The organism is Bacillus sp. AFS029637 (assembly GCF_002584985.1).
Classification (GTDB): domain Bacteria; phylum Bacillota; class Bacilli; order Bacillales; family Bacillaceae_G; genus Bacillus_A.
Map to the genome: position 1 here is coordinate 21007 of NZ_NUPZ01000007.1, position 25589 is coordinate 46595.

General features: G+C 36.8%; 29 protein-coding genes and 1 other annotated feature. Of the genes, 5 read left to right on the forward strand and 24 right to left on the reverse strand.

Annotated elements, in window-relative coordinates:
• The first annotated feature begins 142 nt into the window (after window positions 1–142).
• Window positions 143–2029 (forward strand): LTA synthase family protein, encoded by a 1887-nt coding sequence (locus COE49_RS01545; protein WP_088231656.1) that lies wholly within the window; start codon window positions 143–145, stop codon window positions 2027–2029.
• Between the two features lie 182 nt (window positions 2030–2211).
• The gene (gene pssA / locus COE49_RS01550; RefSeq protein WP_002158661.1) at window positions 2212–2913 is read left to right on the forward strand and encodes a CDP-diacylglycerol--serine O-phosphatidyltransferase; all 702 of its coding nucleotides are present in this window, start codon (window positions 2212–2214) and stop codon (window positions 2911–2913) included.
• Window positions 2914–3003: 90 nt separating this feature from the next.
• On the opposite strand, the gene COE49_RS01555 is transcribed toward pssA, so the two are convergent.
• The 21 genes from COE49_RS01555 to COE49_RS28305 form a co-directional block, all read right to left on the reverse strand.
• Window positions 3004–3975 (reverse strand): NAD(P)-dependent oxidoreductase, encoded by a 972-nt coding sequence (locus tag COE49_RS01555; protein ID WP_098945673.1) that lies wholly within the window; start codon window positions 3973–3975, stop codon window positions 3004–3006.
• A 148-nt stretch (window positions 3976–4123) separates the two neighbouring features.
• Window positions 4124–4309: a YozQ family protein gene (locus tag COE49_RS01560; RefSeq protein ID WP_098882529.1), complete on the reverse strand. Its 186-nt coding sequence runs from the start codon at window positions 4307–4309 to the stop codon at window positions 4124–4126.
• A 68-nt stretch (window positions 4310–4377) separates the two neighbouring features.
• Window positions 4378–5397 carry a histidinol phosphate phosphatase domain-containing protein gene (locus tag COE49_RS01565; RefSeq protein ID WP_098252622.1) on the reverse strand — a complete coding sequence of 340 codons (1020 nt, stop codon included), beginning with the start codon at window positions 5395–5397 and terminating at the stop codon, window positions 4378–4380.
• A 12-nt stretch (window positions 5398–5409) separates the two neighbouring features.
• On the reverse strand, window positions 5410–5733 hold the full coding sequence (hisE, locus tag COE49_RS01570) for a phosphoribosyl-ATP diphosphatase (protein WP_088231660.1): 324 nt from the start codon (window positions 5731–5733) through the stop codon (window positions 5410–5412).
• 10 nt (window positions 5734–5743) lie between these two features.
• Window positions 5744–6049 carry a phosphoribosyl-AMP cyclohydrolase gene (gene hisI / locus COE49_RS01575; RefSeq protein ID WP_088231661.1) on the reverse strand — a complete coding sequence of 102 codons (306 nt, stop codon included), beginning with the start codon at window positions 6047–6049 and terminating at the stop codon, window positions 5744–5746.
• A complete protein-coding gene (gene hisF / locus COE49_RS01580; RefSeq protein ID WP_088231662.1) occupies window positions 6046–6804 on the reverse strand; it encodes an imidazole glycerol phosphate synthase subunit HisF in 759 nt (252 codons plus the stop codon). The genes hisI and hisF overlap by 4 nt, the downstream gene beginning before the upstream one ends.
• Window positions 6798–7517 carry a 1-(5-phosphoribosyl)-5-[(5-phosphoribosylamino)methylideneamino]imidazole-4-carboxamide isomerase gene (hisA, locus tag COE49_RS01585; RefSeq protein ID WP_098252621.1) on the reverse strand — a complete coding sequence of 240 codons (720 nt, stop codon included), beginning with the start codon at window positions 7515–7517 and terminating at the stop codon, window positions 6798–6800. The genes hisF and hisA overlap by 7 nt, the downstream gene beginning before the upstream one ends.
• Window positions 7490–8119, reverse strand: coding sequence for an imidazole glycerol phosphate synthase subunit HisH (hisH, locus tag COE49_RS01590; RefSeq protein ID WP_098945674.1), 630 nt, complete (start codon window positions 8117–8119; stop codon window positions 7490–7492). The genes hisA and hisH overlap by 28 nt, the downstream gene beginning before the upstream one ends.
• Window positions 8120–8704: an imidazoleglycerol-phosphate dehydratase HisB gene (gene hisB, locus COE49_RS01595; RefSeq protein WP_088231665.1), complete on the reverse strand. Its 585-nt coding sequence runs from the start codon at window positions 8702–8704 to the stop codon at window positions 8120–8122.
• Complete coding sequence (gene hisD / locus COE49_RS01600) at window positions 8704–9993, reverse strand: histidinol dehydrogenase (RefSeq protein ID WP_088231666.1); 1290 nt, start codon at window positions 9991–9993, stop codon at window positions 8704–8706. Before hisD ends, hisB begins: the two co-directional genes overlap by 1 nt.
• A gap of 10 nt (window positions 9994–10003) precedes the next feature.
• Window positions 10004–10639, reverse strand: coding sequence for an ATP phosphoribosyltransferase (hisG, locus tag COE49_RS01605; RefSeq protein WP_088231667.1), 636 nt, complete (start codon window positions 10637–10639; stop codon window positions 10004–10006).
• Window positions 10615–11877: an ATP phosphoribosyltransferase regulatory subunit gene (locus tag COE49_RS01610; RefSeq protein ID WP_088231668.1), complete on the reverse strand. Its 1263-nt coding sequence runs from the start codon at window positions 11875–11877 to the stop codon at window positions 10615–10617. Before COE49_RS01610 ends, hisG begins: the two co-directional genes overlap by 25 nt.
• Before the next feature lie 309 nt (window positions 11878–12186).
• Window positions 12187–12768: a 3-isopropylmalate dehydratase small subunit gene (gene leuD, locus COE49_RS01615; RefSeq protein ID WP_088231669.1), complete on the reverse strand. Its 582-nt coding sequence runs from the start codon at window positions 12766–12768 to the stop codon at window positions 12187–12189.
• On the reverse strand, window positions 12746–14140 hold the full coding sequence (gene leuC, locus COE49_RS01620) for a 3-isopropylmalate dehydratase large subunit (protein ID WP_088231670.1): 1395 nt from the start codon (window positions 14138–14140) through the stop codon (window positions 12746–12748). Before leuC ends, leuD begins: the two co-directional genes overlap by 23 nt.
• Window positions 14140–15204, reverse strand: a complete 1065-nt coding sequence (gene leuB / locus COE49_RS01625; RefSeq protein WP_088231671.1) for a 3-isopropylmalate dehydrogenase — start codon at window positions 15202–15204, stop codon at window positions 14140–14142. Before leuB ends, leuC begins: the two co-directional genes overlap by 1 nt.
• Before the next feature lie 77 nt (window positions 15205–15281).
• Window positions 15282–16802 (reverse strand): 2-isopropylmalate synthase, encoded by a 1521-nt coding sequence (leuA, locus tag COE49_RS01630; protein ID WP_098945675.1) that lies wholly within the window; start codon window positions 16800–16802, stop codon window positions 15282–15284.
• Window position 16803: 1 nt separating this feature from the next.
• On the reverse strand, window positions 16804–17814 hold the full coding sequence (ilvC, locus tag COE49_RS01635) for a ketol-acid reductoisomerase (RefSeq protein ID WP_088231673.1): 1011 nt from the start codon (window positions 17812–17814) through the stop codon (window positions 16804–16806).
• A 26-nt stretch (window positions 17815–17840) separates the two neighbouring features.
• On the reverse strand, window positions 17841–18350 hold the full coding sequence (ilvN, locus tag COE49_RS01640; protein ID WP_088231674.1) for an acetolactate synthase small subunit: 510 nt from the start codon (window positions 18348–18350) through the stop codon (window positions 17841–17843).
• Window positions 18347–20047: an acetolactate synthase large subunit gene (gene ilvB / locus COE49_RS01645; RefSeq protein WP_088231675.1), complete on the reverse strand. Its 1701-nt coding sequence runs from the start codon at window positions 20045–20047 to the stop codon at window positions 18347–18349. The genes ilvN and ilvB overlap by 4 nt, the downstream gene beginning before the upstream one ends.
• Window positions 20048–20119: 72 nt before the next feature.
• Window positions 20120–20346 (reverse strand) — a binding site (T-box leader).
• Between the two features lie 16 nt (window positions 20347–20362).
• Window positions 20363–21259 carry a branched-chain-amino-acid transaminase gene (ilvE, locus tag COE49_RS01650; protein WP_088231676.1) on the reverse strand — a complete coding sequence of 299 codons (897 nt, stop codon included), beginning with the start codon at window positions 21257–21259 and terminating at the stop codon, window positions 20363–20365.
• A gap of 141 nt (window positions 21260–21400) precedes the next feature.
• Window positions 21401–21616, reverse strand: a complete 216-nt coding sequence (locus tag COE49_RS28305) for a hypothetical protein (RefSeq protein WP_088231677.1) — start codon at window positions 21614–21616, stop codon at window positions 21401–21403.
• Window positions 21617–21675: 59 nt separating this feature from the next.
• On the opposite strand from COE49_RS28305, the gene COE49_RS01660 reads away from it, so the two are divergent.
• Together COE49_RS01660 and COE49_RS01665 are read left to right on the forward strand one after the other, a co-directional pair.
• The gene (locus COE49_RS01660; RefSeq protein ID WP_088231678.1) at window positions 21676–21915 is read left to right on the forward strand and encodes a DUF3911 family protein; all 240 of its coding nucleotides are present in this window, start codon (window positions 21676–21678) and stop codon (window positions 21913–21915) included.
• A gap of 86 nt (window positions 21916–22001) precedes the next feature.
• Window positions 22002–22241 (forward strand): YkuS family protein, encoded by a 240-nt coding sequence (locus COE49_RS01665; RefSeq protein WP_140417420.1) that lies wholly within the window; start codon window positions 22002–22004, stop codon window positions 22239–22241.
• Window positions 22242–22593: 352 nt separating this feature from the next.
• Here COE49_RS01665 and COE49_RS01675 read toward each other — a convergent pair whose 3' ends face one another.
• Window positions 22594–22683, reverse strand: a complete 90-nt coding sequence (locus tag COE49_RS01675) for a hypothetical protein (protein ID WP_000608227.1) — start codon at window positions 22681–22683, stop codon at window positions 22594–22596.
• A gap of 114 nt (window positions 22684–22797) precedes the next feature.
• Window positions 22798–23259: a GerW family sporulation protein gene (gene ytfJ / locus COE49_RS01680; protein ID WP_088231681.1), complete on the reverse strand. Its 462-nt coding sequence runs from the start codon at window positions 23257–23259 to the stop codon at window positions 22798–22800.
• 291 nt (window positions 23260–23550) lie between these two features.
• On the opposite strand from ytfJ, the gene COE49_RS01685 reads away from it, so the two are divergent.
• Window positions 23551–23919 carry an imidazole glycerol phosphate synthase gene (locus tag COE49_RS01685; RefSeq protein WP_098252619.1) on the forward strand — a complete coding sequence of 123 codons (369 nt, stop codon included), beginning with the start codon at window positions 23551–23553 and terminating at the stop codon, window positions 23917–23919.
• 34 nt (window positions 23920–23953) lie between these two features.
• Here COE49_RS01685 and COE49_RS01690 read toward each other — a convergent pair whose 3' ends face one another.
• Window positions 23954–25297: a TrkH family potassium uptake protein gene (locus COE49_RS01690; protein WP_098252618.1), complete on the reverse strand. Its 1344-nt coding sequence runs from the start codon at window positions 25295–25297 to the stop codon at window positions 23954–23956.
• Window positions 25298–25589: the final 292 nt, after the last annotated feature.

The following is a 25589-nucleotide window of genomic DNA, read 5'->3' on the forward strand; positions in this document are numbered from 1 at the left end:
TCCACAACTCCCTTTTATTTTCGTATAATGATACTCATAGTATAATAATCATAATAACAAAGGACTGTTCGTATATATAAAGTGAGGCGCTAATTCAATAGGCTCACAAGAACTGTCATGCTTTTTAGGAGAGGAGTATATTATGCTGCAACGTTTATTTCCAAAACTGCGATTTGCACTCATTGCAGTCGTTTTATTATGGATTAAAACATATATTGTGTACAAGCTAGCATTTGATATTAAAATTGATAACTTCTTTGAAGAATTTATGCTTTTTATTAATCCACTAGCATCGCTACTTTTATTTTTCGGTTTTGCTTTACTTGCATCTAAATATCGAAACCGAATTATAATTGGCATCAGTTTTATACTGTCATTTATTTTATTTGGAAACGCAATGTTTTATGGGTTTTATAACGATTTTGTTACGTTCCCAGTTTTATTCCAAACGAATAATATGGCTGACTTAGGGACGAGTATAAAAGAGCTCTTTACGTATAAAACATTACTTTTATTTGCAGATGCAATTATTTTAATGTTTATTTCGCGTAAATACCCGTCATTTTGTGATAGAACACCACTTTCCCGCTCTGAGAAGCGAACTTTCTTTAGTGGTGTAACAGCATTATTAGCACTGCAAATTGTTGTTTCCGTTATTTATAAACCACAAATGTTCTCACGCTCATTTGACCGTCAAACTGTCGTGAAAAATTTAGGTTTATACACATATCACCTATTTGATATTACACTTCAATCTAAATCTTCGGCTGAACGTGTATTTGCAAGCGGAGACGGATTCTCTGAAATTAAAAACTATACAGACGCAAAAGATAAGCAAGCTGATAAAAACTTATTTGGAGCTGCAAAAGGTAAAAATGTAATTTTAATTTCAATGGAATCTACACAAAGTTTTGTTATTAATAAAAAAATAAATGGAAAAGAGATTACACCATTTTTAAATGACTTTATTAAAGATAGTTTTTATTTCGATAACTTCTATCATCAAACTGGACAAGGTAAAACTTCTGATGCTGAATTTATCGTTGAAAATTCACTTTATCCGTTAGATCGTGGTTCTGTATTCTTTACTCATGCAACAAATGAATATACAGCTACACCAGAACAATTGAAGAAATACGGATATTCTTCTGCTGTCTTCCATTCAAACGATAAATCGTTTTGGAATCGTGATGTAATGTATCCTGCGCTTGGATATGATCGTTACTTTAATTTAAATGATTACGTAGGCACAGAACAAATGTCTGTCGGCTGGGGATTAAAAGATAAAGAGTTCTTTGAGCAATCTATTCCAAAACTAAAATCTTTACCGCAGCCGTTCTATACAAAATTCATTACTTTAACAAACCATTTTCCGTTTCTTCTAAATCCGGAAGATCAATATGTTGATGAATTTAATTCAGAAAGCGACGTTTTAAACCGCTACTTCCCAACTGTTCGTTACACAGATGAAGCTCTTAAATTATTTATTAATCAATTGAAAGCAGAAGGACTGTACGACAATTCTGTTATTGTCATTTATGGTGATCATTACGGTATTTCCGAAAACCATAACGCAGCTATGGCTCAGTTCCTTGGGAAAGACGCAATTACACCGTTTGATTCTATGCAATTACAACGCGTCCCTCTCATTATTCATGTGCCTGGTCAAGAAGGAAAAGTCATTTCTAAAGTATCCGGTCAAATTGATATTAAACCAACTCTTCTTCATTTACTTGGTATTAAAACAAATCAATCCGTAGAATTTGGAACTGATTTATTCATTAAAGAAAAAGACCCTCTTATGATCATGCGTGATGGTAGCTTCGTCTCGGAAGATTATGTTTACACAAAAAACATGTGCTACAGAAGAAATACGGGGGCAGAAACTGATTTAACACTTTGTCAGCCTTATATTGAAAAAGCAAAAACAGAATTAAAACTTTCCGATAAACTCATCTATGGAGATTTATTACGTTTTGATCCTAATAATCGATTAAACACTGGAACGATGACAACGAAATTTGAATAGTTCAGGAAGCAACTTCATAGAAGTTGCTTCCTTTTTTTACGTATTTTTCGAATTATTCTTCTACGAAATCTTTCACAAATTGGGAATTTCTTTCGTATGAGTAATAAATTTATGGTATGATAAAATAAGTAAACTTTCATACACTAATTAAGAATTTATTACAGAAAGCAAGGGATCAGATTTTGTATAGAGCAGCTATTCCAAACTTATTTACGCTCGGAAATTTATATAGCGGATTTTTATCAATCGGCTATGCATCTTTAGGATATTATAAATCAGCTGCTATTTTAGTACTTATCGGGATGATGTTAGATAGTCTTGATGGTCGTGTTGCTCGTTTATTACGTGTGGATTCACAAATGGGAAAAGAGCTTGACTCGCTTGCTGATGTGGTAACATTTGGTGCAGCACCTGCTGTTTTAATGTATTACACATCTTTTTCCAACTACGGAATCATTGGACTATACATAGCGGGACTATTCCCACTGTTCGGAGCATATCGCTTAGCACGATTTAATGTAACACCATCTTCTACTTCTATGAAATATTTCACTGGAGTTCCGATTACTGCAGCTGGAGGGCTTGTCGCTTTCCTAACATTATTTTCAAATACCATTCCAAAAATCGTTCTTATTACAGTATTTGTAACGTTCGCATTTTTAATGGTAAGCCGCATTCGTATCCCAAGTTTAAAGGATGTACCAATTCCACGATATAGCATCATTATTACACTATTTTTAGTTGGAAGCATTATCACAATGTATCAAACAGGCTTTGGTAATTTTTCTGTTTTCTTATTCATTGCCATTCCACTGTATATTTTGTATATGCTATCTCAATTTCTTAGACAAAGACCATCTAAAAAAGCGAATAAAGAAAAATAAACCTTCCGCTTTCGGAAGGTTTATTTTTATCCCAATTGGTGTGAGCTAATAATGAAAGAGGGATAGCCCCTCTCTCATTAAAGTTTCACTTTATTTTGTAACGAATACGTTTTGATTGACAGGTGTTACTGCTTCTTCCCCGTTCAATACAGCCAAAATATTTCTTACAGCCATTTCAGCCATCGCATCACGCGTTTCAAATGTTGCATTTCCTACATGAGGAGCAAGCACAACATTCTTTAATCCTTTTAGTTCTTCTGTAATTTTCGGTTCAAACTCAAACACATCAAGAGCTGCCCCTTCAATTTCATTCGTTTTCAATGCATGAGCAAGTGCCGCTTCATTCATAATTGGACCACGTGAAGCATTTACAATATATGCTGTTTTCTTCATCATTTTAAACTGCTCTTCATCAATCATATGATGTAATTTCGGATTATACGCACAATTAATTGTAATAAAGTCTGCTGTTTGTAATAATTCTTCTAATGTTACATACGTTGCTCCTAATTCGTTCTCAGCTTCAGGCTTACGATTTGGCCCTGTATATAAAACATCCATTCCAAATGCCTTCGCACGTTTTGCAACTGCCTTCCCGATTTCTCCAAGACCAATAATTCCAATTGTTTTACCATGTACTTCTCGGCCTAAGAAAAATAACGGTGCCCATCCGTTAAATCCAATTGTACGACATAACGTATCTCCTTCAGGAATTCTACGTGCCGCTGCTAAAAGAAGTGCAAATGTTAATTCTGCTGTCGCTTCAGTTGATACTTTCGGTGTATTCGATACTACAATTCCTTTTTCGCCCGCATACGTATAATCAATATTGTCATAACCAGCACCATAGTTTGCAACAATCTTTAAATGAGGTGCTGCATCAATAACTTCTTTCGGCACCTTTGTAGAAAGTAAACTTAACAATGCATCTTTATCTTGTACACGCTCTGTTAATTCATCTAAAGAAATTAACTCCTCTTTATCATACATTTCTACATCGTGATCTTTTAATAGTCCTAATCCAATTTTTGGGATTTTACCTGCTACTAATATTTTTGCCACTACTAACACCTCTTCTATAAAAAATAAGACATCTCTTATCTTTTATTGTAAGAAATCCACATATAAAAACCAAGGAATTTGATTATAATTTTGAAAATCGACACTTTTTTATCCATAAGAAAAGAGGAGATGTGACTCTCCCCTCTTTTTACGCTTTTTCTTGTGATTCTTTTCCAAGTTTCACATCAATTGTTCCTTCTGCAACTGTATCACTAATTTGCTCCTCAATAACCGATTGAGATGATTGAGATGATTGAGATGCAGCATTCGTTTCAGAAGTGTAAGCTTGTTGCTCTATCCCTTGTACATTTTGTTTATTTTGTTGTTTCGCCATTTTTTACCCTCCTTTTTGTTCTTTCTTATTTTGAACAAAAAGAAAGGTTTTCATCAAAAAATTGCATTTCATTTTGAAATTGTCATTTCTTCTTCAAGCGGTCTCATTACCCTTGCTCGTTTCGTAAATGTTGCGATATGAGAAATGCCATGAGCTCGTAATGTTTGCACATTTTCTTTTACGTATTTCCCTAAATCATTCGGATAATGTGCATCCGAAGAAATCGTAATAGGAACTCCCTGTTTAGCTAATACTTGTAGATAGAGCGGACTTGGACACATTTCACGAACTGGATAGCGATAGTACAATCCTGCATTTATTTCTGTTGCGGTATTTGTTTCTACTAGCGCACGAGCAATTTTCTTATAATAAGAAAGCTGTTCATTCTCATCCAACCTGTAATTAAATACTTTTATGTTATCAAGATGAGCTATAATATCAAATAGCTCAGAACGAACCGCTCGCTCAACAGTTTTGAAAAACGTATCATATAATGCATGTAAATCGTGTTCCTCAAAATACTCCTTCGTATCTGGATTATCGAACCCCCAGCCGTTTAAAAAATGAACAGAACCAATTACATAATCAAAATCTCCTAGCGCTAATAATTTTTTCAGCTCTTCTTCACAACCAATAAAATAATCCGCTTCAATTCCAAGTTTAAGCGTGACGCCCCTTTTACTCCAACGTTCTTTCGCCTCTTCAATCGCCTTTGTAAAATCGTTTAGTGAAACGACTCTTACTTGGTCCAACCATTCCTTCTGTAAACGACCAAGCTTCGAATCACTAATATCTACATATTTTTCATAATATCCTTTCGCCTCATGAAAACGATATAAATGATCAACAATCCCAACTTCTTTTATACCTTTTTGCAACGCTTCTTCTAAATATAAATCGATCCACTTGGCTGTAAATGCCCCTTCCTTCACACGTCTTTGCAAACGCTCTTGTGTTTTCATAAGCCAATCGATAGAATGCCTTTCTTCTGGAAGCGGCTCATAATATTCCATTGCTTCATTTATTTTAGCAAGCCACCCTATTGAATACGGTCCTTCTTCTAAATGAAGGTGATAATCCACTTTCATATGTATTCCCCCTTATAATGTATCTATTTCTTTTCGATCTCCTACTCTCGAAAGCTTTCCATTTCTTTCTTTCACTTCTCGCATGACATCTTCCAGTGCAATATTTTTTTCAGCTAATAGAACAAAACAGTGATACAACACATCGACCATTTCTTTTACTAGTTCTTCTTTATCGTTATTTTTAGAAGCAATGATTACTTCAGTACACTCCTCACCAATTTTCTTCAAAATTTTATCTTCTCCTTTTGAGAATAAATAATTTGTATAAGATTCAGGAAGTGGATTTTCTTTTCGTTCCTCAATTGTTTCGTACAATAACTTAAAGACATTTTCCATATGTATCCCCCTATATAATTTTGTAATGAAAACACGTTTTCTCTCCCGTATGACAAGCAGGTCCTACTTGCTTTACGACAACAACGATTGAATCTTGATCACAGTCTAAATACAAGGATTGAACATATTGGACGTTTCCGGATGTACCTCCTTTATTCCATAACGATTGTCTCGAACGGGAATAAAACCATGTTTTTTTCGTTTCTAGTGTCTTTTCATACGCTTCTTCATTCATATAAGCTAGCATTAAAACTTCTTTCGTATCTTCTTCGATTACAACTGCTGGTAGTAATCCTTTTGAAAAGTTAGGTTTCATAGCCGCACCTCAACGTTAGCTTCTTTTAACTTTCTCTTTACACTCTGTACAGTTTCCTCACCATAGTGAAAGATGGATGCCGCTAATGCTGCGTCAACTGTTGTCTTTTGAAAGACTTCTATAATGTGATCAGTATGACCGCATCCACCTGATGCGATGACTGGAACGGAAACACTTTTTGAAATTTCTTCTGTTAAACGAAGATCATATCCATTTTTCGTTCCATCTGCATCCATACTCGTTAACAAAATTTCACCTGTTCCTAGATCGGTAACGTGCTTCGCCCACTCTATTGCATCCATTCCCGTATCAACTCTTCCTCCGTTCACGTATACATTCCACCTATCTTCCGCTACTTTTCTAGCATCAATTGCTGTGACAATACATTGTGAGCCAAAATGTTCTGCCCCTTCCTGAATTAGCCTTGGATTTCGTACAGCTGCTGAATTAATTGAAATTTTATCAGCACCACATCTTAGCAAATTGTATATATCTTGAACATTAGAAATCCCTCCGCCGACTGTAAGAGGAATAAATACTTTTGAGGCCGTTTTTTCTACCACATCTAGAATCGTTTTTCTTCCTTCGTGCGTCGCAGTAATATCTAAAAATACAATTTCATCTGCTCCCGCATCATTATATAAAGCGGCTATTTCGACAGGATCACCAACGTCTTGTAATCCGATAAAATTCACACCCTTTACGACTCTCCCCTCTTTCACATCTAGACATGGAATAATTCGTTTCGCTAACATAACTTCGTTACCTGTAACACTTCTTCTAAATCAATCGTTTTCTCATAAAGTGCCTTTCCAATTATGACGCCATAAATGTTCATATCATTTAATTTTTTCACATCTTGAATTGATGCCACTCCTCCAGAAGCAATAAGACGAATATCAACACTGTTTTGTAATGACTCCAATTGCTCAAAATTCGGTCCTGCAAGCGTCCCGTCTTTCGAAATATCCGTAAATACAAGTGTTTGAACACCCAAATTTTTCATCTGTTTCGCTAAATCAATGTAAGAAATTTCAGATACATCGAGCCAGCCCCTCGTTGCTACGAAACCATTTTTCGCATCAATTCCGACGATGATTTTCTCTTCATATAGACGAATTGCTTCTTCTAAAAATGACTTATCATATAGAGCAGCTGTTCCTAAAATAACTTTATCTACACCGACTACTAATAACTTCTCCACTGCTGCGAGTGATCGAACCCCTCCTCCAACTTGCACAGGAATACGTATCGCCCTGCATATTCTTTCAATAACGGACAAATTTAATGACTCTCCAGCAATTGCACCATCTAAATCAACAATGTGTAGCATTTTCGCTCCAAGTTTTTCAAATATGATCGCTTGCGCAACCGGATCTTCATTCATGACAGTTTCTTTACTAAACTCTCCTTGATAAAGTCTAACGCATCGTCCTTCTTTTAAATCGATAGCTGGGAAAATTTCCATTCTTCTACCACTCCTTTAAAATTCTTTAAGATGCGTATTCCAATTTCTCCACTTTTTTCAGGGTGAAACTGTGCACCAAATACATTTCCTTTCGCCACAAAACCAGGTACTCGCACTCCATATTCACTTGCCCCGCATACAATTTCATCTGGACAATCTGCATAGTAAGAATGAACATAATATACGAAGGGACTATCTTCTATCCCGTTCCAAAGCGGAAACTCCCTTTCTTTCGTTAATTCATTCCACCCCATATGCGGGATTTTATAAGGAACTTTTAACTTCCGAATAACACCAGGCAATAAATGTAACCCACTACATTCTTTTAATTCCTCACTTTTTTCAAATAAAAGCTGCATTCCTAAGCAAATGCCCAGAAGTGGTTTTCCTGAATTTCCAACTTCTCTTAACACACGTACTAGATCTTTCTCTTCCAATACGTCCATCGCTTTCGGAAATGCACCTACTCCTGGCAAAATAACTCCATCACTTCTCAGTATTTCTTCCTTATCACTCGTTACGACATACTCTGCTCCAACATATTTTAATGCTTGTTCTACACTACGAATATTTCCCATTCCATAATCTATAATGGCAATCAATTACAACATCCCCTTCGTTGAATTTACACCAGTAATATTGATATTTTTATCGACTGCCTCTCTAAGCGCTCGACCAAACGCTTTAAATAACGCTTCAATTTTGTGATGTGTATTACTTCCGTATAAAATGCGAGCATGTAACGTAATATTGGCAGCATGAGCAACTGCCCTAAAAAATTCTTCTGTTAATTCTGTATCGAAATCGCCTAGTTTTGGATTTGTTAATTCTCCTTGAAACACGATATAGGAGCGCCCGCTTATATCAATTGCAACAAACCCTAAAGACTCATCCATCGGTACATATGCCGATCCATACCTATTAATCCCTTCTTTATTTTGCAATGCTTCTTTCAAACAAGTTCCAAGTACAATTCCAACATCTTCAACTGTATGATGAGCGTCAACAAATACATCCCCTTCCGCTTCAACTTGCAAACCAAATCTTCCATGCCTTGCAAACAAAGTTAGCATATGATCAAAGAAACCCACTCCCGTTTGCACAGAAACATTCGTGCTTTTATCAAGCTGCAAACTTAGTTTAATTTTTGTTTCTGTCGTCTCACGTACTTGACTGGACTCACGCATTATTCTTCCTCCTCAAATCTAATTTGGATTGCTCTCGCATGCGCATGTAAACCTTCTTTATTTGCTAGTTCTACAATATGATGTTGTACACTCTTTAACGCTTCTTCTGTATAAGAAACAAAGCTTGACTTTTTCACGAAATCATCGACTGATAACGGAGAAAAAAATCTTGCCGTTCCACTTGTCGGTAATACGTGATTCGGTCCGGCCAAATAATCACCGAGCGGTTCAGGAGCATATGGTCCAAGGAAAATAGAACCCGCATGCTTTACATACGCTAGAGCATTTATCGGGTCTTTTATGTGTAACTCTAAATGTTCGGGAGCAATTTCATTTGATAATTGGAACGCCTTTTCTAAAGATGAAACAACACAAATTGCTCCATTTCTTTTTATAGCCCCACGAGCAATCTCACTTCTTGGTAATGTCCCTAACTGTCTCTCAATCTCTCTTTCTACTCCTTTTGCTAGCTCTATATTCGTTGTAATGCAAATTGCTGTTGCTCTTACGTCATGTTCTGCTTGCGATAATAAATCCGCAGCGATATATTTGGCGTTTCCTGTTTCATCAGCGATAACTACAATTTCTGATGGCCCAGCAATCATATCTATATTTACTATTCCGTATACTTCTCGCTTCGCTAGAGCAACATACAAATTTCCCGGCCCAACTATTTTATCTACTTTCGGAATCGATTCCGTTCCGTATGCTAAAGCTGCGATCGCTTGGGCACCACCAGCCATATAAATTTCATCTACCCCCGCAATGTTTGCAGCAACTAATATATGTGGATCAATTCCACCTTCTCTCGGCGGTGTTACCATTATAATTTTTTTCACACCAGCGATTTTGGCTGGCAATACATTCATTAGTACAGATGAAGGATAAGAAGCAGTCCCGCCCGGCACATATACACCTACATTTTCTAACGGTCGAAGAAGCTGCCCTCTAATTATCCCTTCACTCACGCAGTCAAACGTCGATTGCTTCTTTTGCTTTTCGTGATAGGAAACAATGTTTCTCTTCGCTTCTTGTAACGCTTCTAAAAAAGACTGTTCCACTAACATACTTGCTTTTTTTATTTCTTCCTCACTTACACGAAAATTTGTAACCTCCACATCGTCAAACTTTTTGGTGTATAAAGATAAAGCCTCATCTTTACTCTCTCTTATGTTTTGAACAATTTCTCTAACATTCCTTTGAACAGTTTCTTCTATTATATTAGCTCTTTCCCTTAGCACTTTTATTTTGGTTACTGCCTCTTTGAAATCTTCATAAATGATTTCCATTTCAATCCTCCTATTTCTCTGACAAAATTTCTTTCTCCATCATATTTATAATGCTGAATATTTCGTCTTTTTTAGTTTTTAAGGCTGCCTTATTTACAATCATTCGAGCTGATATTGTGCACATTTCCTCAAATACAATTAACCCGTTTTCTTGTAATGTTTTTCCTGTTTCAACAATATCCACAATTGCGTCTGCCAAACCAAGAAGCGGAGCGATTTCTACAGAGCCTTCTATTTTAATAATTTCTATATCTTCTCCTTTACCATGAAAATAAGTAGAGGTAAGGTTCGGGTATTTCGTAGCAATTCGTTTCTTGCGGTAACTCTTCGGATTATATGTAGGGATAGAAGCGACACAAAATTTACATACACCCACTCCTAAATCCAACATTTCATAAATATCTTTCTCGTTTTCCATTAAAATATCTTTTCCAACAACACCAATATCAGCCACGCCATGTTCTACATACGTAGCAACATCTACCGCTTTCACTAAAATAAAGGAAATATTTGTATTCTTACTTTGAAAGACAAGCTTTCGCCCTTTATCTTTAAGCTCTGAACAATCAATTCCAATTTGCTCAAACAATGGAATCACATGCTTTTCTAGTCTTCCTTTCGTTAACGCAATTTGAATGTTACGCATGAAGTCTCCCCTTCTTTCTGAACGACCCATTTCTCTTTCCATACATATTCCACTAATGATTCATTCCTTGCCTCAACGACCGTTACGATTTTATTTTTTCTTGCAAATTGAAAGGTGTCGTTTAAATTAGAAAATAGAGATAACCTAGCATTCTTTCCATCCTTTCGAAGTAAAGTTCGTAATCTTTCTGCTTCCGCTAATCTATTTAACTCATAATGAATCATAATATCTATTCGCTCTCGTTCATACGATACTTGTTGCTCTTGCAATGCCTTAACTATTTGATTTACTTGCACCGCGAGTCCAACTGCTGACACCATCTCTCCAAAATTGCCAATTAATTCATCGTATCTTCCGCCACTCACAATTTCTTCTCCAATTTCATATATATACCCTTTGAAAATAACACCCGTATAATAATCCAAATGTTGAATCATCCCTAAATCAATGGATATGTAAGGTCCATATCCTAATTTTTCAATCGCTTCATATATCTCTTTCACTCTTGCAATGGCCATTTTCATTTCATGACTTGAGGCAAGTTTTTCTGCTTCCTCTATAACCTCTAAATTCCCAAATAACCTTGGTAACTTCTCAAGTAATCTTACCGTTTCATCACTCCGATTTAATTTCTTTTCTCTAATAAAATTTGAGAGGGCAGCATAATTTTTACTCTCAATATATGTTCTAAGTACTCTTTCTTCTTCATCACAAATGGAGAGCTTTTTTACAATACACTTATATAGCTCTACTTGCCCGATTTCGATTGTAAAAGATTGTACCTTCAATTTTTGTAGTGCTTGCATTACGCTTATCACACATTCAATTTCAGCTCTTACATTATCGATCCCGATAATTTCAATACCACTTTGTACAATTTCATTATATTTTCCAGACAGAGACTCATTCGCCCGAAATACATTTCCACTATACGTCAGTTTAAGCGGAGTGTCCCACCTCTGCGTTCCAATTACCCTCGCTAAAGGGATTGTCATATCTGGGCGCAAAACAATAATTCTTCCTTTTTCATCAAAAAATTTATACATCTTCTCTTCATCTATCGGCCGATTTTGAAAAGCAAACACATCATAAAACTCAATTGTAGGTGTCCTTATTTCCTCATAGCCTCTCTCTAAAAACGTACGCCTTAAATTTTGTTCCACTTCCTCGATTAACGTACACTCTTCAAATAAATAATCTCTCGTTCCATTCGGATTTGCCCTCTTCCACTTTGTCATCTAAATTCTCACACCTTTCCCTTTTTAATGTATGCCTATTTCATTCACCTAAACCGAAAATAAAAAGAGTCTTGTAGACAAAATACCTACAAGACTCTTTTAGTAGAGTGTAGGTACAATGGGAATAACCCTTGTACCTACACGTTTTCACGCTAGGTTCAAGGGTTTCATGTATGATGATGTAGTTGTGTAAGCATTTTAATAGATTGCACGATATTCATAATACTTACTCCCTTTCTCCTCTGATTTTCACATAGTATATAACAGTTAATTCTGAATGTAAATACATTTTTAATATTCCGTTATCTCTTAATATACAGCTATTTTTCTTTCATACTCTTCAATTTCTTGTCCGTATTGCATTGTAATGCTGATTTCATCTAAGCCATTTACTAATTTTTCTTTCCACATTTTCTCAATCTTAAAATGGAATCTGTGTGTGTTCGTAATAATTACTTCATTCTCTAAATCAATCTCTATTTGCTCTCTCGCATCCGTCTTAGCAAGTTGTTCACGCATATCTTTATCCATCACAATCGGTAACATGCCATTCTTCATACAATTCATATAAAAAATATCTGCAAATCCACCCGCGATAATAACACGAAAACCATAATCAGCAAGTGCCCACGGAGCATGTTCTCTTGAAGAACCACACCCGAAATTATCCCCAGTAATTAATATACTAGCTCCTTTTCTTTCTTGTGCATTAAGCGGAAAATTAGGGTTTTCATGACGGTTATTATCATATCGCCATTCATCAAATAAAAACTTTCCAAACCCGGTTCTTTCAATCCTCTTTAAATATTGCTTCGGAATAATTTGATCTGTATCAATATTATCATTCATCAGTACTGCAGCAGTCCCCCTATGAATACGAAATGGCTCCATCATAACTCTCCTTCCTAATATCAACAAAATGACCGTATAAAGCAGCCGCTGCCGCCATTGCTGGGCTAACTAAATGCGTTCGCGCTCCTTTTCCTTGTCTTCCTTCAAAATTACGATTTGAAGTAGATGCACAATGTTCTCCTTCAGGTACTTGATCTGGATTCATTCCTAGACACATTGAACATCCTGGCTCTCTCCATTCAAATCCCGCCTCTTCAAATATGCGATGTAATCCTTTATGCATCGCCGCTTCTCTTACCCTTTGAGATCCAGGTACAACGAGTGCCCGCACACCTTCTTTTACCTTTTTACCTTTCACGACAGATGCGGCAATTTCTAAATCAGAAAGCCTGGAATTTGTACAAGATCCAATGAAAACATGCTGAACTGGAATGTCATACGTACTTTGTCCCGGACTTAATCCCATATAAGAAAATGCTCTTTCATCATTTGCATCATGTTTTTCTGGCAATTTTTCATCAATACGAACACCCATACTCGGATTTGTTCCCCACGTAACGTATGGCGCTAAATCCGTCACGTCTATCAAAATATGTAAATCATAAGTCGCATCTGAATCTGTATAAAGTTCCGACCATTTTTTCTTAATAGATTCATAGTTTTTCGGCGCATATTTACGTCCTTTTACGTAAGAAAATGTTTTTTCATCTGGGGCAATAATGCCAGCCTTTGCGCCCCCTTCAATTGCCATATTGCAAAGTGTCATCCTTTCTTCCATATCCATAGCATGAATGGTCTCTCCGTAAAATTCCATTACGTAACCTGTTCCAACTGCTACACCGTGCTTTGAAAGGAGGTGCAAAATAATATCTTTAGCATAAACACCTTGCGGTAACTTTCCTTTTAACTCAATGCCCATTGCTTTCGGCTTTCGTTGCCACAGCGTTTGCGTTGCTAATACATGTTCCACTTCACTCGTACCAATACCAAATGCTAGCGCGCCGAAAGCACCATGCGTTGCTGTATGACTATCGCCACAAACAATCGTTTTCCCAGGTTGTGTAAGTCCAAGTTCCGGCCCAATAACATGAACAATCCCCTGCTCTTCATCACCAATATCCGCTAATGGCACCTGAAATTGTTTACAGTTTTCACGGAGTGTATCTAATTGCTGCTTCGCAATATGATCTGTAATATTCCAAACATCTTTCGTTGGAATATTATGATCCATCGTTGCAAACGTTAATTCCGGTCTCCGAACAGCTCTATTTGCAAGCCGCAGGCCTTCAAAGGCCTGCGGTGACGTTACTTCATGAACGAGATGAAGATCTATATATAATAAATCCAATCCATTTTCGTTTGTCGCAACTACGTGTCTTTCCCAAAGCTTATCTAGTAACCTTTTCCCCATTATCGTCCTCTCCCTACTAGTGCTTGCTCTTCCATTTCTTGCATAACCGCCTTCGTAAATGAAGTTGTCGTCTCATCTCCCCCGATATCTGCTGTACATTTTCCTGATTTAAGAACTGCAGAAATTGCCTCCTCAATCGCATACCCTTCTCGCGTTAATCCAAATGATTGCCCAAGCATCATTGCAACAGAACGCATCATCGCAATTGGATTTGCTTTATTTTTCCCAGCAATATCCGGTGCTGATCCGTGAATAGGCTCGTATAATGAAGGGCCATTTTCAGCATGACTTGCTGATGGTAACATCCCTAGTGATCCAGCTAATACAGAAGCTTCATCACTTAAAATATCACCAAATAAATTTTCGGTTACAATTACATCAAAACGTCCAGGATTACGAATTAACTCCATAGCAGCTGCATCTACTAAAATATGCTCTAATTCAACATGAGGATAACGAAGAGCTACTTCTTCCGTAACAGTTCTCCATAATTTACTAGATTCTAAAACATTCGCCTTATCAATAGACGTTACTTTTTTCTCTCTCTTACTCGCTAATTGAAAAGCATAAGAAACGATACGTTCAATTTCATGGCGATGATACGTAAGTGTATCTGTTGCTACTTCGTCCGTTCGTTCTTTCGGATAAGAAAAATAAATACCACCTGTTAATTCACGAACGACAACGAAATCAATTTCGTCAGCATTTTTTAATGGCGATAAATGTGCAGTTGCGCTTTCTACCGTTACAGGTCGAACATTCGCAAATACACCAAGTCCTTTTCTTAAAGCTAATAATCCTTTCTCCGGCCTTTCTTTCGCACTATCCCAACGAGGTCCACCAACTGCTCCAAGTAAAACCGCATCACTCGCTAAACAGGCGGCAAGCGTCCGCTGTGGTAGTGGCTGACCGGTCAAATCGATAGCAGCACCGCCAAAGTACTCCTCTTGCAAATGAAATTGATGTCCATATAGCCTTTCTACCATATGCAATACTGCCTTCGCACTTTCCATAATTTCCGGACCAACACCATCACCAGCTAAACAAACAATACGTTTTTTCAATGTAAACACTCCTTTTAACTGAATTTTCAGAACTTTAATTTGATAGATGAGGAAAGTTCCCCTCACCTATCAAACACTTACTTTACAAGTGATATATAAGATTTTAATTTCCCTGCTGCATGGACATAAGCTCTCGCCGACGCTTCCAATACGTCTTGTGCAACTCCAAAACCTGATACTTGATGAGTTCCTTCTTTTAATTCAACATGAACATGAGCCAGTGCGTCTTGACCTTGTGTAATAGATTGTATGCGATAATCCGCCAATTCACATTCTAACCCTAAAATTCTTTGGATTGCATTATAAATTGCCTCAATACTACCAGAACCAGTAGCTGCATCTTCGTATACATTTCCTTCCTCATCTTTTAGTACGACTGTCGCGCATTGTGTACTATTTGAGACGAAATGTACTTGCAATTGTTTAATGTTATATTGCTGCGCCGCAAATGCTGTTTCACCAAGCATAAGTGCACGTAAATCTTCTTCCGTAATTTCCTTTTTGCGATCTGCTAATGTTTTAAATGCTTCAAATACCGTATCGCGCTCTTCATTTGTAAACTCATAACCAAGTTCTTTCATTTTTTCCGTAAACGCATGACGCCCAGAATGTTTACCAAGTACAAATAAGTTTTGAGATTCTCCTATAAGTGACGGCTCAATAATTTCATATGTCGTTACTTCCTTTAAAACACCATCTTGATGAATACCTGATTCGTGAGCAAATGCGTTCGCTCCAACGATTGCTTTATTTTTCGGTACAACCATACCTGTTAAACGACTTACTAACGTACTCGTCGATTTAATTTCTTTTAGTGTCATAGAAGACTCCGCTTTATAGAAATCTTTTCTAATATGAAGAGCAACTGCGACCTCTTCTAGCGCCGCATTCCCTGCTCTTTCTCCAATTCCGTTAATTGTTCCTTCTACTTGCAATGCTCCACCTTCAACCGCAGCTAACGAATTTGCTACCGCCATTCCAAGATCATCATGACAATGACAAGAGAAAATTGCTTTTTCATAGGACGGAACAGATTCTTGTAAATATTTAAATAGAGAATAGTATTCTTCTGGATTCGTATATCCCACTGTATCTGGAATATTGATTACATTCGCTCCTGCTCCAATTGCAACTTCTACTGCTTCAGCTAAAAATGCTCTTGAAGTTCTTGTCGCATCTTCTGCTGAAAATTGTACAGTTGGAAATAATGATTTCCCAAGCGTAACCGAGCGATAAATGGTATCTAACACATCTTCTTTCGACATACAAAGTTTATACTTCATATGAATATCACTCGTAGCTAAAAATACGTGTAGACGAGGAGATACAGCACCTTTCACAGCTTCATATGCTCTTCGAATATCACTTTCTTTCGCTCTAGCTAAACTCATAACTGTAGCATTTTGAATAGTATTCGCAATTCGTTTTACTGACTGAAAATCTCCTTCAGAAGCTGCTGCGAATCCGGCCTCCATTACATTAATACCAAGTCTCTCTAGTTGCCTTGCAATCTGTAATTTCTCTTGTTCATTTAAATTAACTCCTGGTGATTGTTCGCCATCACGAAGCGTCGTATCCATGAACAAAATCTGCTTCATATTATTTAATCCCTACCTTTACTCGCGGTTGTACGAAAGGCATCATTTCACGTAATTTACGTCCAACTACTTCGATTTCATGTTCATTTTCTTTCTCATTTGTCGCCTGGAAATTTGGTCTTCCTGCTTTATGCTCTGCAATCCAGCCTTTTGCAAATGTACCATCTTGAATTTCTGCTAGTACCTCACCCATCGCTTTCTTCGTATCTTCAGTCACAACACGTGGTCCTGATACGAAGTCTCCCCACTGCGCTGTATCTGAAACTGAATATCTCATATTTTCAAGCCCACCTTCATACATAAGGTCAACAATGAGTTTCAGCTCATGTAAACATTCAAAATATGCCAGTTCAGGCTGATATCCTGCATCGACTAACGTTTCAAATCCTGCTTTTACAAGTGCAGTTACCCCACCGCAAAGTACAGCTTGCTCTCCAAATAAGTCTGTTTCTGTTTCTTCTTTAAACGTCGTTTCTAATACACCAGCTCTCGTCGCTCCAATTCCATCAGCATAAGAAAGTGCCTTTTCAGTCGCAACTCCTGTTGCATCTTGATATACTGCAAATAGTGCTGGAACAGCTCCGCCCTCAACAAACGTACGGCGCACTAAATGTCCTGGACCTTTCGGCGCCACTAGAAATACATCTACATTCGCTGGTGGCTTTACTTGATCAAAGTGAACATTAAATCCGTGTGCGAAAACGAGGGAATTTCCTGCCTGTAAATTTGGTGCAATTTCCGCTTCATATACTTCCGGCTGCAGTTCATCTGGTAGTAAGATCATTACTACATCAGCTTTTTCCGCCGCTTCTGCTACTGTATATACAGAAAACCCATCTTCTTTTGCTTTATCCCAAGACTTCCCTTTTCTTAAACCTACTACTACATCAAATCCGTTATCACGTAAGTTTTGCGCATGCGCATGACCTTGTGAACCATATCCGATAATTGCTACTTTCTTTTCCTTTAATACATTTACCGTTACGTCTTTTTCATAATAAACTTTTGCCATTTTCTTTTCCCCCTATATTTAAATGATTATTGAATTAACATAACTTGCTTATCTTGTTTTTTCATACTACGTGTAAAGGCTGTTACACCTGTTCTAGCAATTTCTTTCAAACCGTATGGTCGAAGTAATTCAATTAAAGCTTCTACTTTATCCTGTGTACCTGTTACTTGCACAACTATGGAATCCTTCCCAACATCTATTACAGTGGCTCGAAATGGTTCAATTAAGCTATATAATTCCGCCCTTGCTACAGAAGTTGCTACTTTAATAAGAGCAAGCTCTCTAGCAATCATCGCTTCTTCTGTAATATCTGATACTTTCAGAACATCGATTTGCTTATGCAGTTGTTTAATTAACTGCTCAACTTGCTGTTCACTTTCAACATGTACAACAATTGTCATCCGCGAAATGTCCGACGATTCCGTATGCCCTACTGAAATACTTTCAATATTAAAATGCCTTCTTGTCATAACACCTGTAATTCGGTTTAACACACCACTTTGATTTCGGACTGTCGCTGTAACAATTCTCTTCACCTTTTTTCCACTCCCTCCATTTGGTGAACACCTTTCCCTGGTGCAACCATTGGCATAACCTTCTCAGATTGAAGTACACGGCAATCAATTACGACTGGTTCTTGTAATGCAATCGCATGTTTCAATTGCTTCTTTGCAAGAAGTGGATCATCAATACGAACCCCTTTTATACCATACGCATTCGCAAGAGCGACGAAATCTGGTTGACATGGCAATAAAGAATGTGAATACCTTTGATTATAAAACTCATCTTGCCACTGCCTTACCATTCCTAAAGCTTCATTATTTAAAATAAACACTTTAACCGGCAAAGAATGTTCTTTTAATACACTTAATTCTTGCAATGTCATTTGAAATCCAGCATCACCGACAATTGCAATAACTAGTTCATCAGGCTTTGCAATTTGTGCACCAATTGCTGCTGGAAATCCAAACCCCATCGTTCCTAATCCTCCAGAAGTTACCCATTTATCTGGATCTTTCAACAGATAATATTGCGCTGCCCACATTTGATGTTGCCCAACGTCTGTTGTTACAATCGCTTCTCCTTTCGTAATTTCATATAACATATCAATCGCATATTGAGGTTTAATACTTTCAGAATTCCGCTTGTAAGATAATGGATATTCTTCTTTTCTACTCTTTAATAAAGAAAGCCATTCATGATGATTTTCTTTTTCTCTTTCTGACTGAAGTAATACTTCCAGCGCCCGCTTAGCACTTGCAACAATAGGAATTTCAGTCGGCACATTTTTCCCTATTTCTGCTGGATCAATATCGATATGTGCGACAGTCGCCTCTTTAGCAAAATAAGCTAAATTTCCAGTAAGACGATCATCAAATCTTGCACCTATATTAATCAATAAGTCACATTCATATAACGCCATATTCGCTGTGTAAGAACCATGCATTCCTCCCATTCCTAAAAATAGTTCATCATCTGGTGGAAAACCACCAAGACCAAGTAATGTATGCACAACAGGAATTTCATATTTCCGAGCAAAACTTGTTAATTCTTTTGAGGATTTCGCATGCAATACACCTGCTCCAGCTAAAATTAACGGCTTTTTTGCAACCTTAATTGCTTGTAATAATTTGTTTACTTGAAGTAAGTTCGGTTCATAATTAGGATTGTAACCTGGCAAATCCATTTGTACGTCATTACATCGTTCCCCTTGCTCTACTACCATATCTTTCGGAAGGTCAATAACGACTGGGCCTGGTCGTCCTGTTCTAGCAATATGAAATGCTTCTTTAATAATTCGAGGTAAGTCGGATGCTTTTCGTACTTGGTAATTATGTTTTGTCACCGGCATCGTAAGCCCCATAATATCTGCTTCTTGGAAAGCATCACTTCCAATTAACGTTGTTGCTACTTGCCCTGTAAATACTACAAGTGGCAAGGAATCGATCATTGCGTCAGCTAAACCGGTAATAACATTTGTAGCACCAGGCCCGCTCGTTGCAATGACAACTCCTGGATTTCCAGTAATTCTGGCATATCCTTCAGCAGCATGAATCGCACCTTGCTCATGCCTCGTTAAAATATGCGGAATTTCACAGTCATAAATTGCATCATATAAAGGTAAAACCGCACCTCCTGGATAACCGAAAATCACTTCTACTCCTTCCTTTTCAAGCGCTTCTAACAATAGCTGTGCACCAGTTGCTAGTTTCTCTTCCGTTTTTGAAGACATTTTTCTTATAAGCCCCCTTTTTCACACTTTTATACAATAAAAAAATCCTACGTCCACACTCCAGCTATGTGCTGAAGGGACGAAAGATTTCGCGGTACCACCCTTCTTTGCAAGAATACTCTTGCCTCAGTGACTCGGGATGAGTCTAGCTAATAACGGAGCTACCGTCTAAGCCTAGACAAACGCTTCAGCTTAGCACTCAAGGGCGATGTTCGTCGACGTGAACCATCGGTTTTCAGCAACCACCGACTCTCTGTGAGGCTTCACAATCAACTACTCCTCCCTATCAACGCTTTCTTATGTTATAAAGAGTTATTATCCAACTTTATTTTCTTCGTAAATTTTCTCTCCATCTGCTACAACTAACTTTCGGAATTCTTCTAATAGGCGATTCGTATGTGGACCCGTTTGCCCTAAACCAATCGTTCTACCATCTACTGTCGTAACAGCAATTACTTCAGCAGCCGTTCCTGTTAAAAAGACTTCATCAGCTACATATACATCATGTCTTGTAAATAACTCTTCTCTAACGTCATATCCAAGTTTTTCACCGATTTCTAAAATCGCATTTCGAGTAATACCTTCTAACGCTCCAGCAGAACTTGGTGGTGTAATTAATTTATTTCCTTTTACAATAAATACGTTATCTCCTGATCCTTCAGCTACGTACCCTTGATCATTTAACATAAGTGCTTCTTGCACGCCAGCTAATTTCGCTTCGATGCGAACTAAAATATTATTTAAGTAATTTAAAGATTTTACTTGAGGTGATAAAACATCTGGACGATTTCGGCGCGTTGCAACTGTTACGACCGGAATCCCTTTTTCGTAATATTCTTGTGGAAATAAAGATAATTGTTCTGCGATTACTACTACATTTGGTTTCTTACAAGAATCAGGATCTAATCCAAGATTCCCAGATCCTCTTGATACAACGAGGCGGATATATCCATTAGATAGTTTGTTTTGTCGAATCGTTTCAACAACGATTTTCGTTGCTTCTTCTAACGTATATGGGATTTCTAACATGATGGATTTCGCTGATTCATATAACCGGACAAGATGTTCTCTCAAACGGAAAACATTACCGCTATATACCCTAATTCCTTCGAACACTCCATCGCCATATAAATAACCATGATCATATACTGAAACTTTTGCTTCGTCTTTTGGAACAAATTCTCCATTTAAGAAAATCCATTGCTCGTTCACTGGAAAGCGCCCCCTATGTTCTATGAATTTTTTATTGTTTCCTAGTTTACTCTCCTTTCCAAATAAATCAAGTGAATTTTTAGAAAATTTATAATTTTTATTCGTACGTACATCTTTGATTATATTGATTTAACAACATTGTTAACGGTTACAAAAAGTCAAAAAAATTTTTTCGCCAATTTTCACTAAAAAAAATATTTGTGTAAAAGAAGGAATTTCGTCAATTAATACGAATCTATTGTATTCAATAAACGGACATCCGATTTTACAAATTCGGGAATATATAACGAATTTTGCTGAAAAAGGGGGAAAATAAAAAAAGGAACACTGTTTAAAAATAACATTCATATTTTTCATTCCGGAATCATAATCCTATTTTTAAAAAACAATTTGTCAAAATGAAGGAGGAAATAAATATGGCGTGTGTACAAATTAAAGGAACAAGACAAGAGGTAGTAGAAATGCTACAACTATTCGATCTAATGGATACGAAAGGTTTTTGTAAATTCAATAATTATGTAGAGGTAGAACCAAATACGAAAGAACAAAATAACTTCATTGCTTCAATCGACATTCATTCAAATACTCCTTCTGCCCAAGATACATTAAACGATCAATTCGTTAGTCAAATGCTTACTGGCGTGTATAACGATTAAATAAACATATACTTCCTACCATCTTTCCATAAATATATGCGATGGACTTGCGCATACTAGCAACTAGATGGTAGGAGGTGAGAATTATGGCTAGAATTGGCGTTGAAAACTCATTAACAGATGTTCAACAAGCTCTTCAGCAACAGGGACATGAAGTCGTTACACTTAACTCAGAACATGATGCACAAGGGTGCGATTGTTGTGTTGTAACTGGGCAAGATTCTAATATGATGGGTATTGCAGATGCATCAATAAAAGGATCAGTAATTACAGCCCATGGTTTAACAACTGATGAAATTTGTCAACAAGTTGACAACCGCACTTAAAAAATGAAAGAGGACTCCTTTTAAAAAGGAGTCCTCTTTTTTATATTCACCTAACGGGAAAGTAACATATACTGGATGAAAGCCCTACCTCTCTCTCATCATTACGGCTCCACTGACCGCTCCTTGATTCACTAGTATACATATAAATCTTACAAATACAATTTATAGGGTTTGTTCACAAAAGTTGTTGATAAAATTACCCGATCTTTCGCAAACTTTTCGTATTGTATTCATAAGAGATATTCACTTTACACTAGCTGTAACCGAGACACGAATTAATATTATAACACCAATACCGAAACACGTCAATATTTTTTGCAAATTAAAAACAGACAGTAACGGTTTGTCTGTTTTAGAACGGAGCTTTTTCTTTTATTACATATACAACAAAGCCGCTTACTAACATAAATAAGCCAACTACTAAGTTTTTGATATTAATCATAAATTCCTCTCCCTTATTTCACACATCATATATATTTACATGTCAATTATTCCGATCATCTTAAAGCGCACTTTTTCTAATATATCATAATTCCTAAAAAATGCAAGTTCACTTTTAGCGACCATTTACAAATTTATCCACAGTGCTCGGTACAGTATTTAAAGCTTTTTCAATTAAATGTGTACTACTATTGAGATGCAATACTTGTACACCGTTAGAACCAACCACTAAAAAAGCAACTGGGCTAATAGAAACCCCAGCCCCACTCCCGCCTCCAAATGGATGCCCTTGCTTGTTCTCTTTATGTTGACCTTGTCCACTATTATGTTTTTCGAAAGTAAAATCCCCTTTAAAGTCACTTCCACCAGCACCAAAACCAAAAGCAACTTGAGATACTGTTAATACTACATTTCCGTCAGCTGTTGAAACCGGACTTCCAACAATCGTATTTACATCTACCATCTCTTTTAAATTTGTCATTGCTGTTTTCATTAAATTTTCAATTGGATGTTCCATTATGTACTGCACCCTTTCCTCATTATTCTTTTTTATACTTTCCAAAATAGAGGAAGTCATACTAACTTTTCCTATTTCAAAAAAACAAATTCCATCTTCTAAATGAACATTACTCCCTGTACATGCTCGGATAAAGTGAAACTTTAATCAGTGGGGATGTTTGGCTTTGTTCATCACCCACTGATTATTAACCCTCACCAATCGGGCGTTTACAGGCAGCCGGACTCCTGCCTAACTTTTTCTCCCAAATCGAATTATGAGGTCGGAGTCTTACTGCCCGCAAATAACGGGATAAAAATAAAAAATAAACACATACTACTATTGAACCTTGTTACGAAAGGAGTCATGACTTTGACTGAGAAATTTGATGATTATAAAAGAAGAGATAGAATAGATAGTGACTATAGTGACTATAGTGAAGAATATGCTGCTGAGGTTGCACCACAGCGTATTGATTACGATGACAAAGATCATAAAGACGATGTAAGGTCATCAGCTGCTGGATCAACTGCTGGCTTTATCGCTCTTGCCTTATCTATATTATCACTCTTCACATTCCCAACACTATTTGGCCTTGTTTCTGTGTTACTAGGAATTTACGCTTATAATCGCGGAGCTACTGTAACTGGTAGTATTGCTGCGATTGTCGGTGGTATTGCTGCACTTATCGCGATTTTATTCCGCGTAGCGCTTATCGGTTTATTGTTCTCCCTTTTTTAAAAAGAAAAAGGTATCTCGCTTTTTGCGGGATACCTTATCCTGTAAATACATCTTCCGATGGATATTTAATTTTTTGTTTTGCTGGTCGCGCTAAAGAAAAAACAAGTGTTAATGGTCCAATTAATCCGCAAAACATAACAAACATAATAATACATTTTCCAAACGCCGATAACTTCGCAGTAATCCCCATTGTTAATCCCACTGTACCAAAAGCTGAAATTGTCTCAAATAATAACTGAATAAAACTGAAGTCTTCTGTAAGCATTAATACAAATACCGCTGTAAAAATGAGTATTTGACTGGCAACGACAATTGCTAACGCTCTCGTTACTGTCGCCATTTTAATTGTACGCTGAAATAAAACGATTTCCTCCTTCTTTCTAAAGAAAGAAAGGACAGATGTAATTAAAATAACAAACGTTGTTAATTTAATCCCTCCACCTGTTGATACACTTCCTGCACCAATAAACATTAAAACCATCGTAAATAATATAGTTGATTCTTCCATACCTCCATAGTCAACTGTATTAAATCCAGCTGTCCGAGGTGTAATGCCTTGGAAGAAAGAAGCCCATAATTTTTCACTTAAAGATAGATCCCCTAACGTTTTCACATTATTATATTCCAATACAAAAATCACAATCATTGCTATAACATTTAGTGCTACTGTTCCAATAATCATAATTTTGGAGTGAAGCGATAGTTTTCGAAAACTACGACTATACCATATATCAATTAATACCGTAAATCCGAGGCCTCCTATTACAATTAAGGAACAAATTCCAATATTAATAATAGGATCTCCTACATACCTTGTTAAATTATCTGGCCATAATGCAAATCCCGCATTATTATAGGATGCAATTACATGGAAAACACTATAGTATAAACCTTTTCCAAAACCGAACTCTGGAATAAAGCGGAACGATAAAAAGATGACTCCAATAAGCTCAATACAAATCGAAAATATAAAGACACGCTTTACTAACTTTACAAGACCACCTATATTCGTTTGATTAAATGCTTCTCCAATTAATAATCGGTGACGCAAGCCAATTTTTTTACCTAATACCCAAACAATTAAAATGGCAATCGTCATAAGACCTAGGCCACCTGTTTGAATTAAAAACAGAATAACAATTTCGCCAAACATCGTAAACGTACTTGCAGTATCTACTACTCCTAAACCCGTTACAGTTGCTGCTGACGTTGCCGTAAAGAAAGCATCTACCCAACTAATATGTACTTTCGTTGCGAATGGTAACTTTAATAGCAAACCACCAATGACAATTAAGCAGAAAAAACCTAATGCTAATATTTGCGGTGGGCTTAATCGTATAAAACGATTATACAGCCTTTGTTTTTTTGTTACTTCCATATCACTAACTCCCTTAATATAGTGAACCTTTCCCCTTATACATAAAGGCTTTCAAGAGCCCTCAAATTGTGGGATAAACCTTATATTCTCATAATATAGTTGAGCATAATCCTTTTTTTCATAGATTTCAACTTTTATTTATATTCGGACTTCATTTCATTTTATGACAGGAAACTTTCTATTATAATTCTTCTCACTCTACAACCCTTGCAACAGTAATTTTATATGTATCCTTTTTCAAATCCCCATATCTTTCACTCTATGTTCACACGAGAGTCACATCCACCTTTTA

What these genes read in the sequence shown, in the direction of transcription:
- COE49_RS01660 (WP_088231678.1), top strand. Translation starts at nt 21,676, where the DNA reads ATGGCGTGTGTACAAATTAAAGGAACAAGACAAGAGGTAGTAGAAATG.
- hisG (WP_088231667.1), bottom strand. Translation starts at nt 10,639, where the DNA reads ATGCGTAACATTCAAATTGCGTTAACGAAAGGAAGACTAGAAAAGCAT.
- COE49_RS28305 (WP_088231677.1), bottom strand. Translation starts at nt 21,616, where the DNA reads ATGAAAAATATGAATGTTATTTTTAAACAGTGTTCCTTTTTTTATTTT.
- COE49_RS01610 (WP_088231668.1), bottom strand. Translation starts at nt 11,877, where the DNA reads ATGACAAAGTGGAAGAGGGCAAATCCGAATGGAACGAGAGATTATTTA.
- COE49_RS01545 (WP_088231656.1), top strand. Translation starts at nt 143, where the DNA reads ATGCTGCAACGTTTATTTCCAAAACTGCGATTTGCACTCATTGCAGTC.
- ytfJ (WP_088231681.1), bottom strand. Translation starts at nt 23,259, where the DNA reads ATGACTTCCTCTATTTTGGAAAGTATAAAAAAGAATAATGAGGAAAGG.
- hisA (WP_098252621.1), bottom strand. Translation starts at nt 7,517, where the DNA reads ATGGAAATTTTCCCAGCTATCGATTTAAAAGAAGGACGATGCGTTAGA.
- leuD (WP_088231669.1), bottom strand. Translation starts at nt 12,768, where the DNA reads ATGGAGCCATTTCGTATTCATAGGGGGACTGCTGCAGTACTGATGAAT.
- COE49_RS01690 (WP_098252618.1), bottom strand. Translation starts at nt 25,297, where the DNA reads ATGGAAGTAACAAAAAAACAAAGGCTGTATAATCGTTTTATACGATTA.
- COE49_RS01560 (WP_098882529.1), bottom strand. Translation starts at nt 4,309, where the DNA reads ATGGCGAAACAACAAAATAAACAAAATGTACAAGGGATAGAGCAACAA.
- hisI (WP_088231661.1), bottom strand. Translation starts at nt 6,049, where the DNA reads ATGAAACCTAACTTTTCAAAAGGATTACTACCAGCAGTTGTAATCGAA.
- hisB (WP_088231665.1), bottom strand. Translation starts at nt 8,704, where the DNA reads ATGCGTGAGTCCAGTCAAGTACGTGAGACGACAGAAACAAAAATTAAA.
- COE49_RS01565 (WP_098252622.1), bottom strand. Translation starts at nt 5,397, where the DNA reads ATGAAAGTGGATTATCACCTTCATTTAGAAGAAGGACCGTATTCAATA.
- ilvB (WP_088231675.1), bottom strand. Translation starts at nt 20,047, where the DNA reads ATGTCTTCAAAAACGGAAGAGAAACTAGCAACTGGTGCACAGCTATTG.
- ilvC (WP_088231673.1), bottom strand. Translation starts at nt 17,814, where the DNA reads ATGGCAAAAGTTTATTATGAAAAAGACGTAACGGTAAATGTATTAAAG.
- COE49_RS01675 (WP_000608227.1), bottom strand. Translation starts at nt 22,683, where the DNA reads ATGATTAATATCAAAAACTTAGTAGTTGGCTTATTTATGTTAGTAAGC.
- COE49_RS01665 (WP_140417420.1), top strand. Translation starts at nt 22,002, where the DNA reads ATGGCTAGAATTGGCGTTGAAAACTCATTAACAGATGTTCAACAAGCT.
- hisE (WP_088231660.1), bottom strand. Translation starts at nt 5,733, where the DNA reads ATGGAAAATGTCTTTAAGTTATTGTACGAAACAATTGAGGAACGAAAA.
- leuA (WP_098945675.1), bottom strand. Translation starts at nt 16,802, where the DNA reads ATGAAGCAGATTTTGTTCATGGATACGACGCTTCGTGATGGCGAACAA.
- leuC (WP_088231670.1), bottom strand. Translation starts at nt 14,140, where the DNA reads ATGGGGAAAAGGTTACTAGATAAGCTTTGGGAAAGACACGTAGTTGCG.
- hisF (WP_088231662.1), bottom strand. Translation starts at nt 6,804, where the DNA reads ATGTTAGCGAAACGAATTATTCCATGTCTAGATGTGAAAGAGGGGAGA.
- hisD (WP_088231666.1), bottom strand. Translation starts at nt 9,993, where the DNA reads ATGGAAATCATTTATGAAGATTTCAAAGAGGCAGTAACCAAAATAAAA.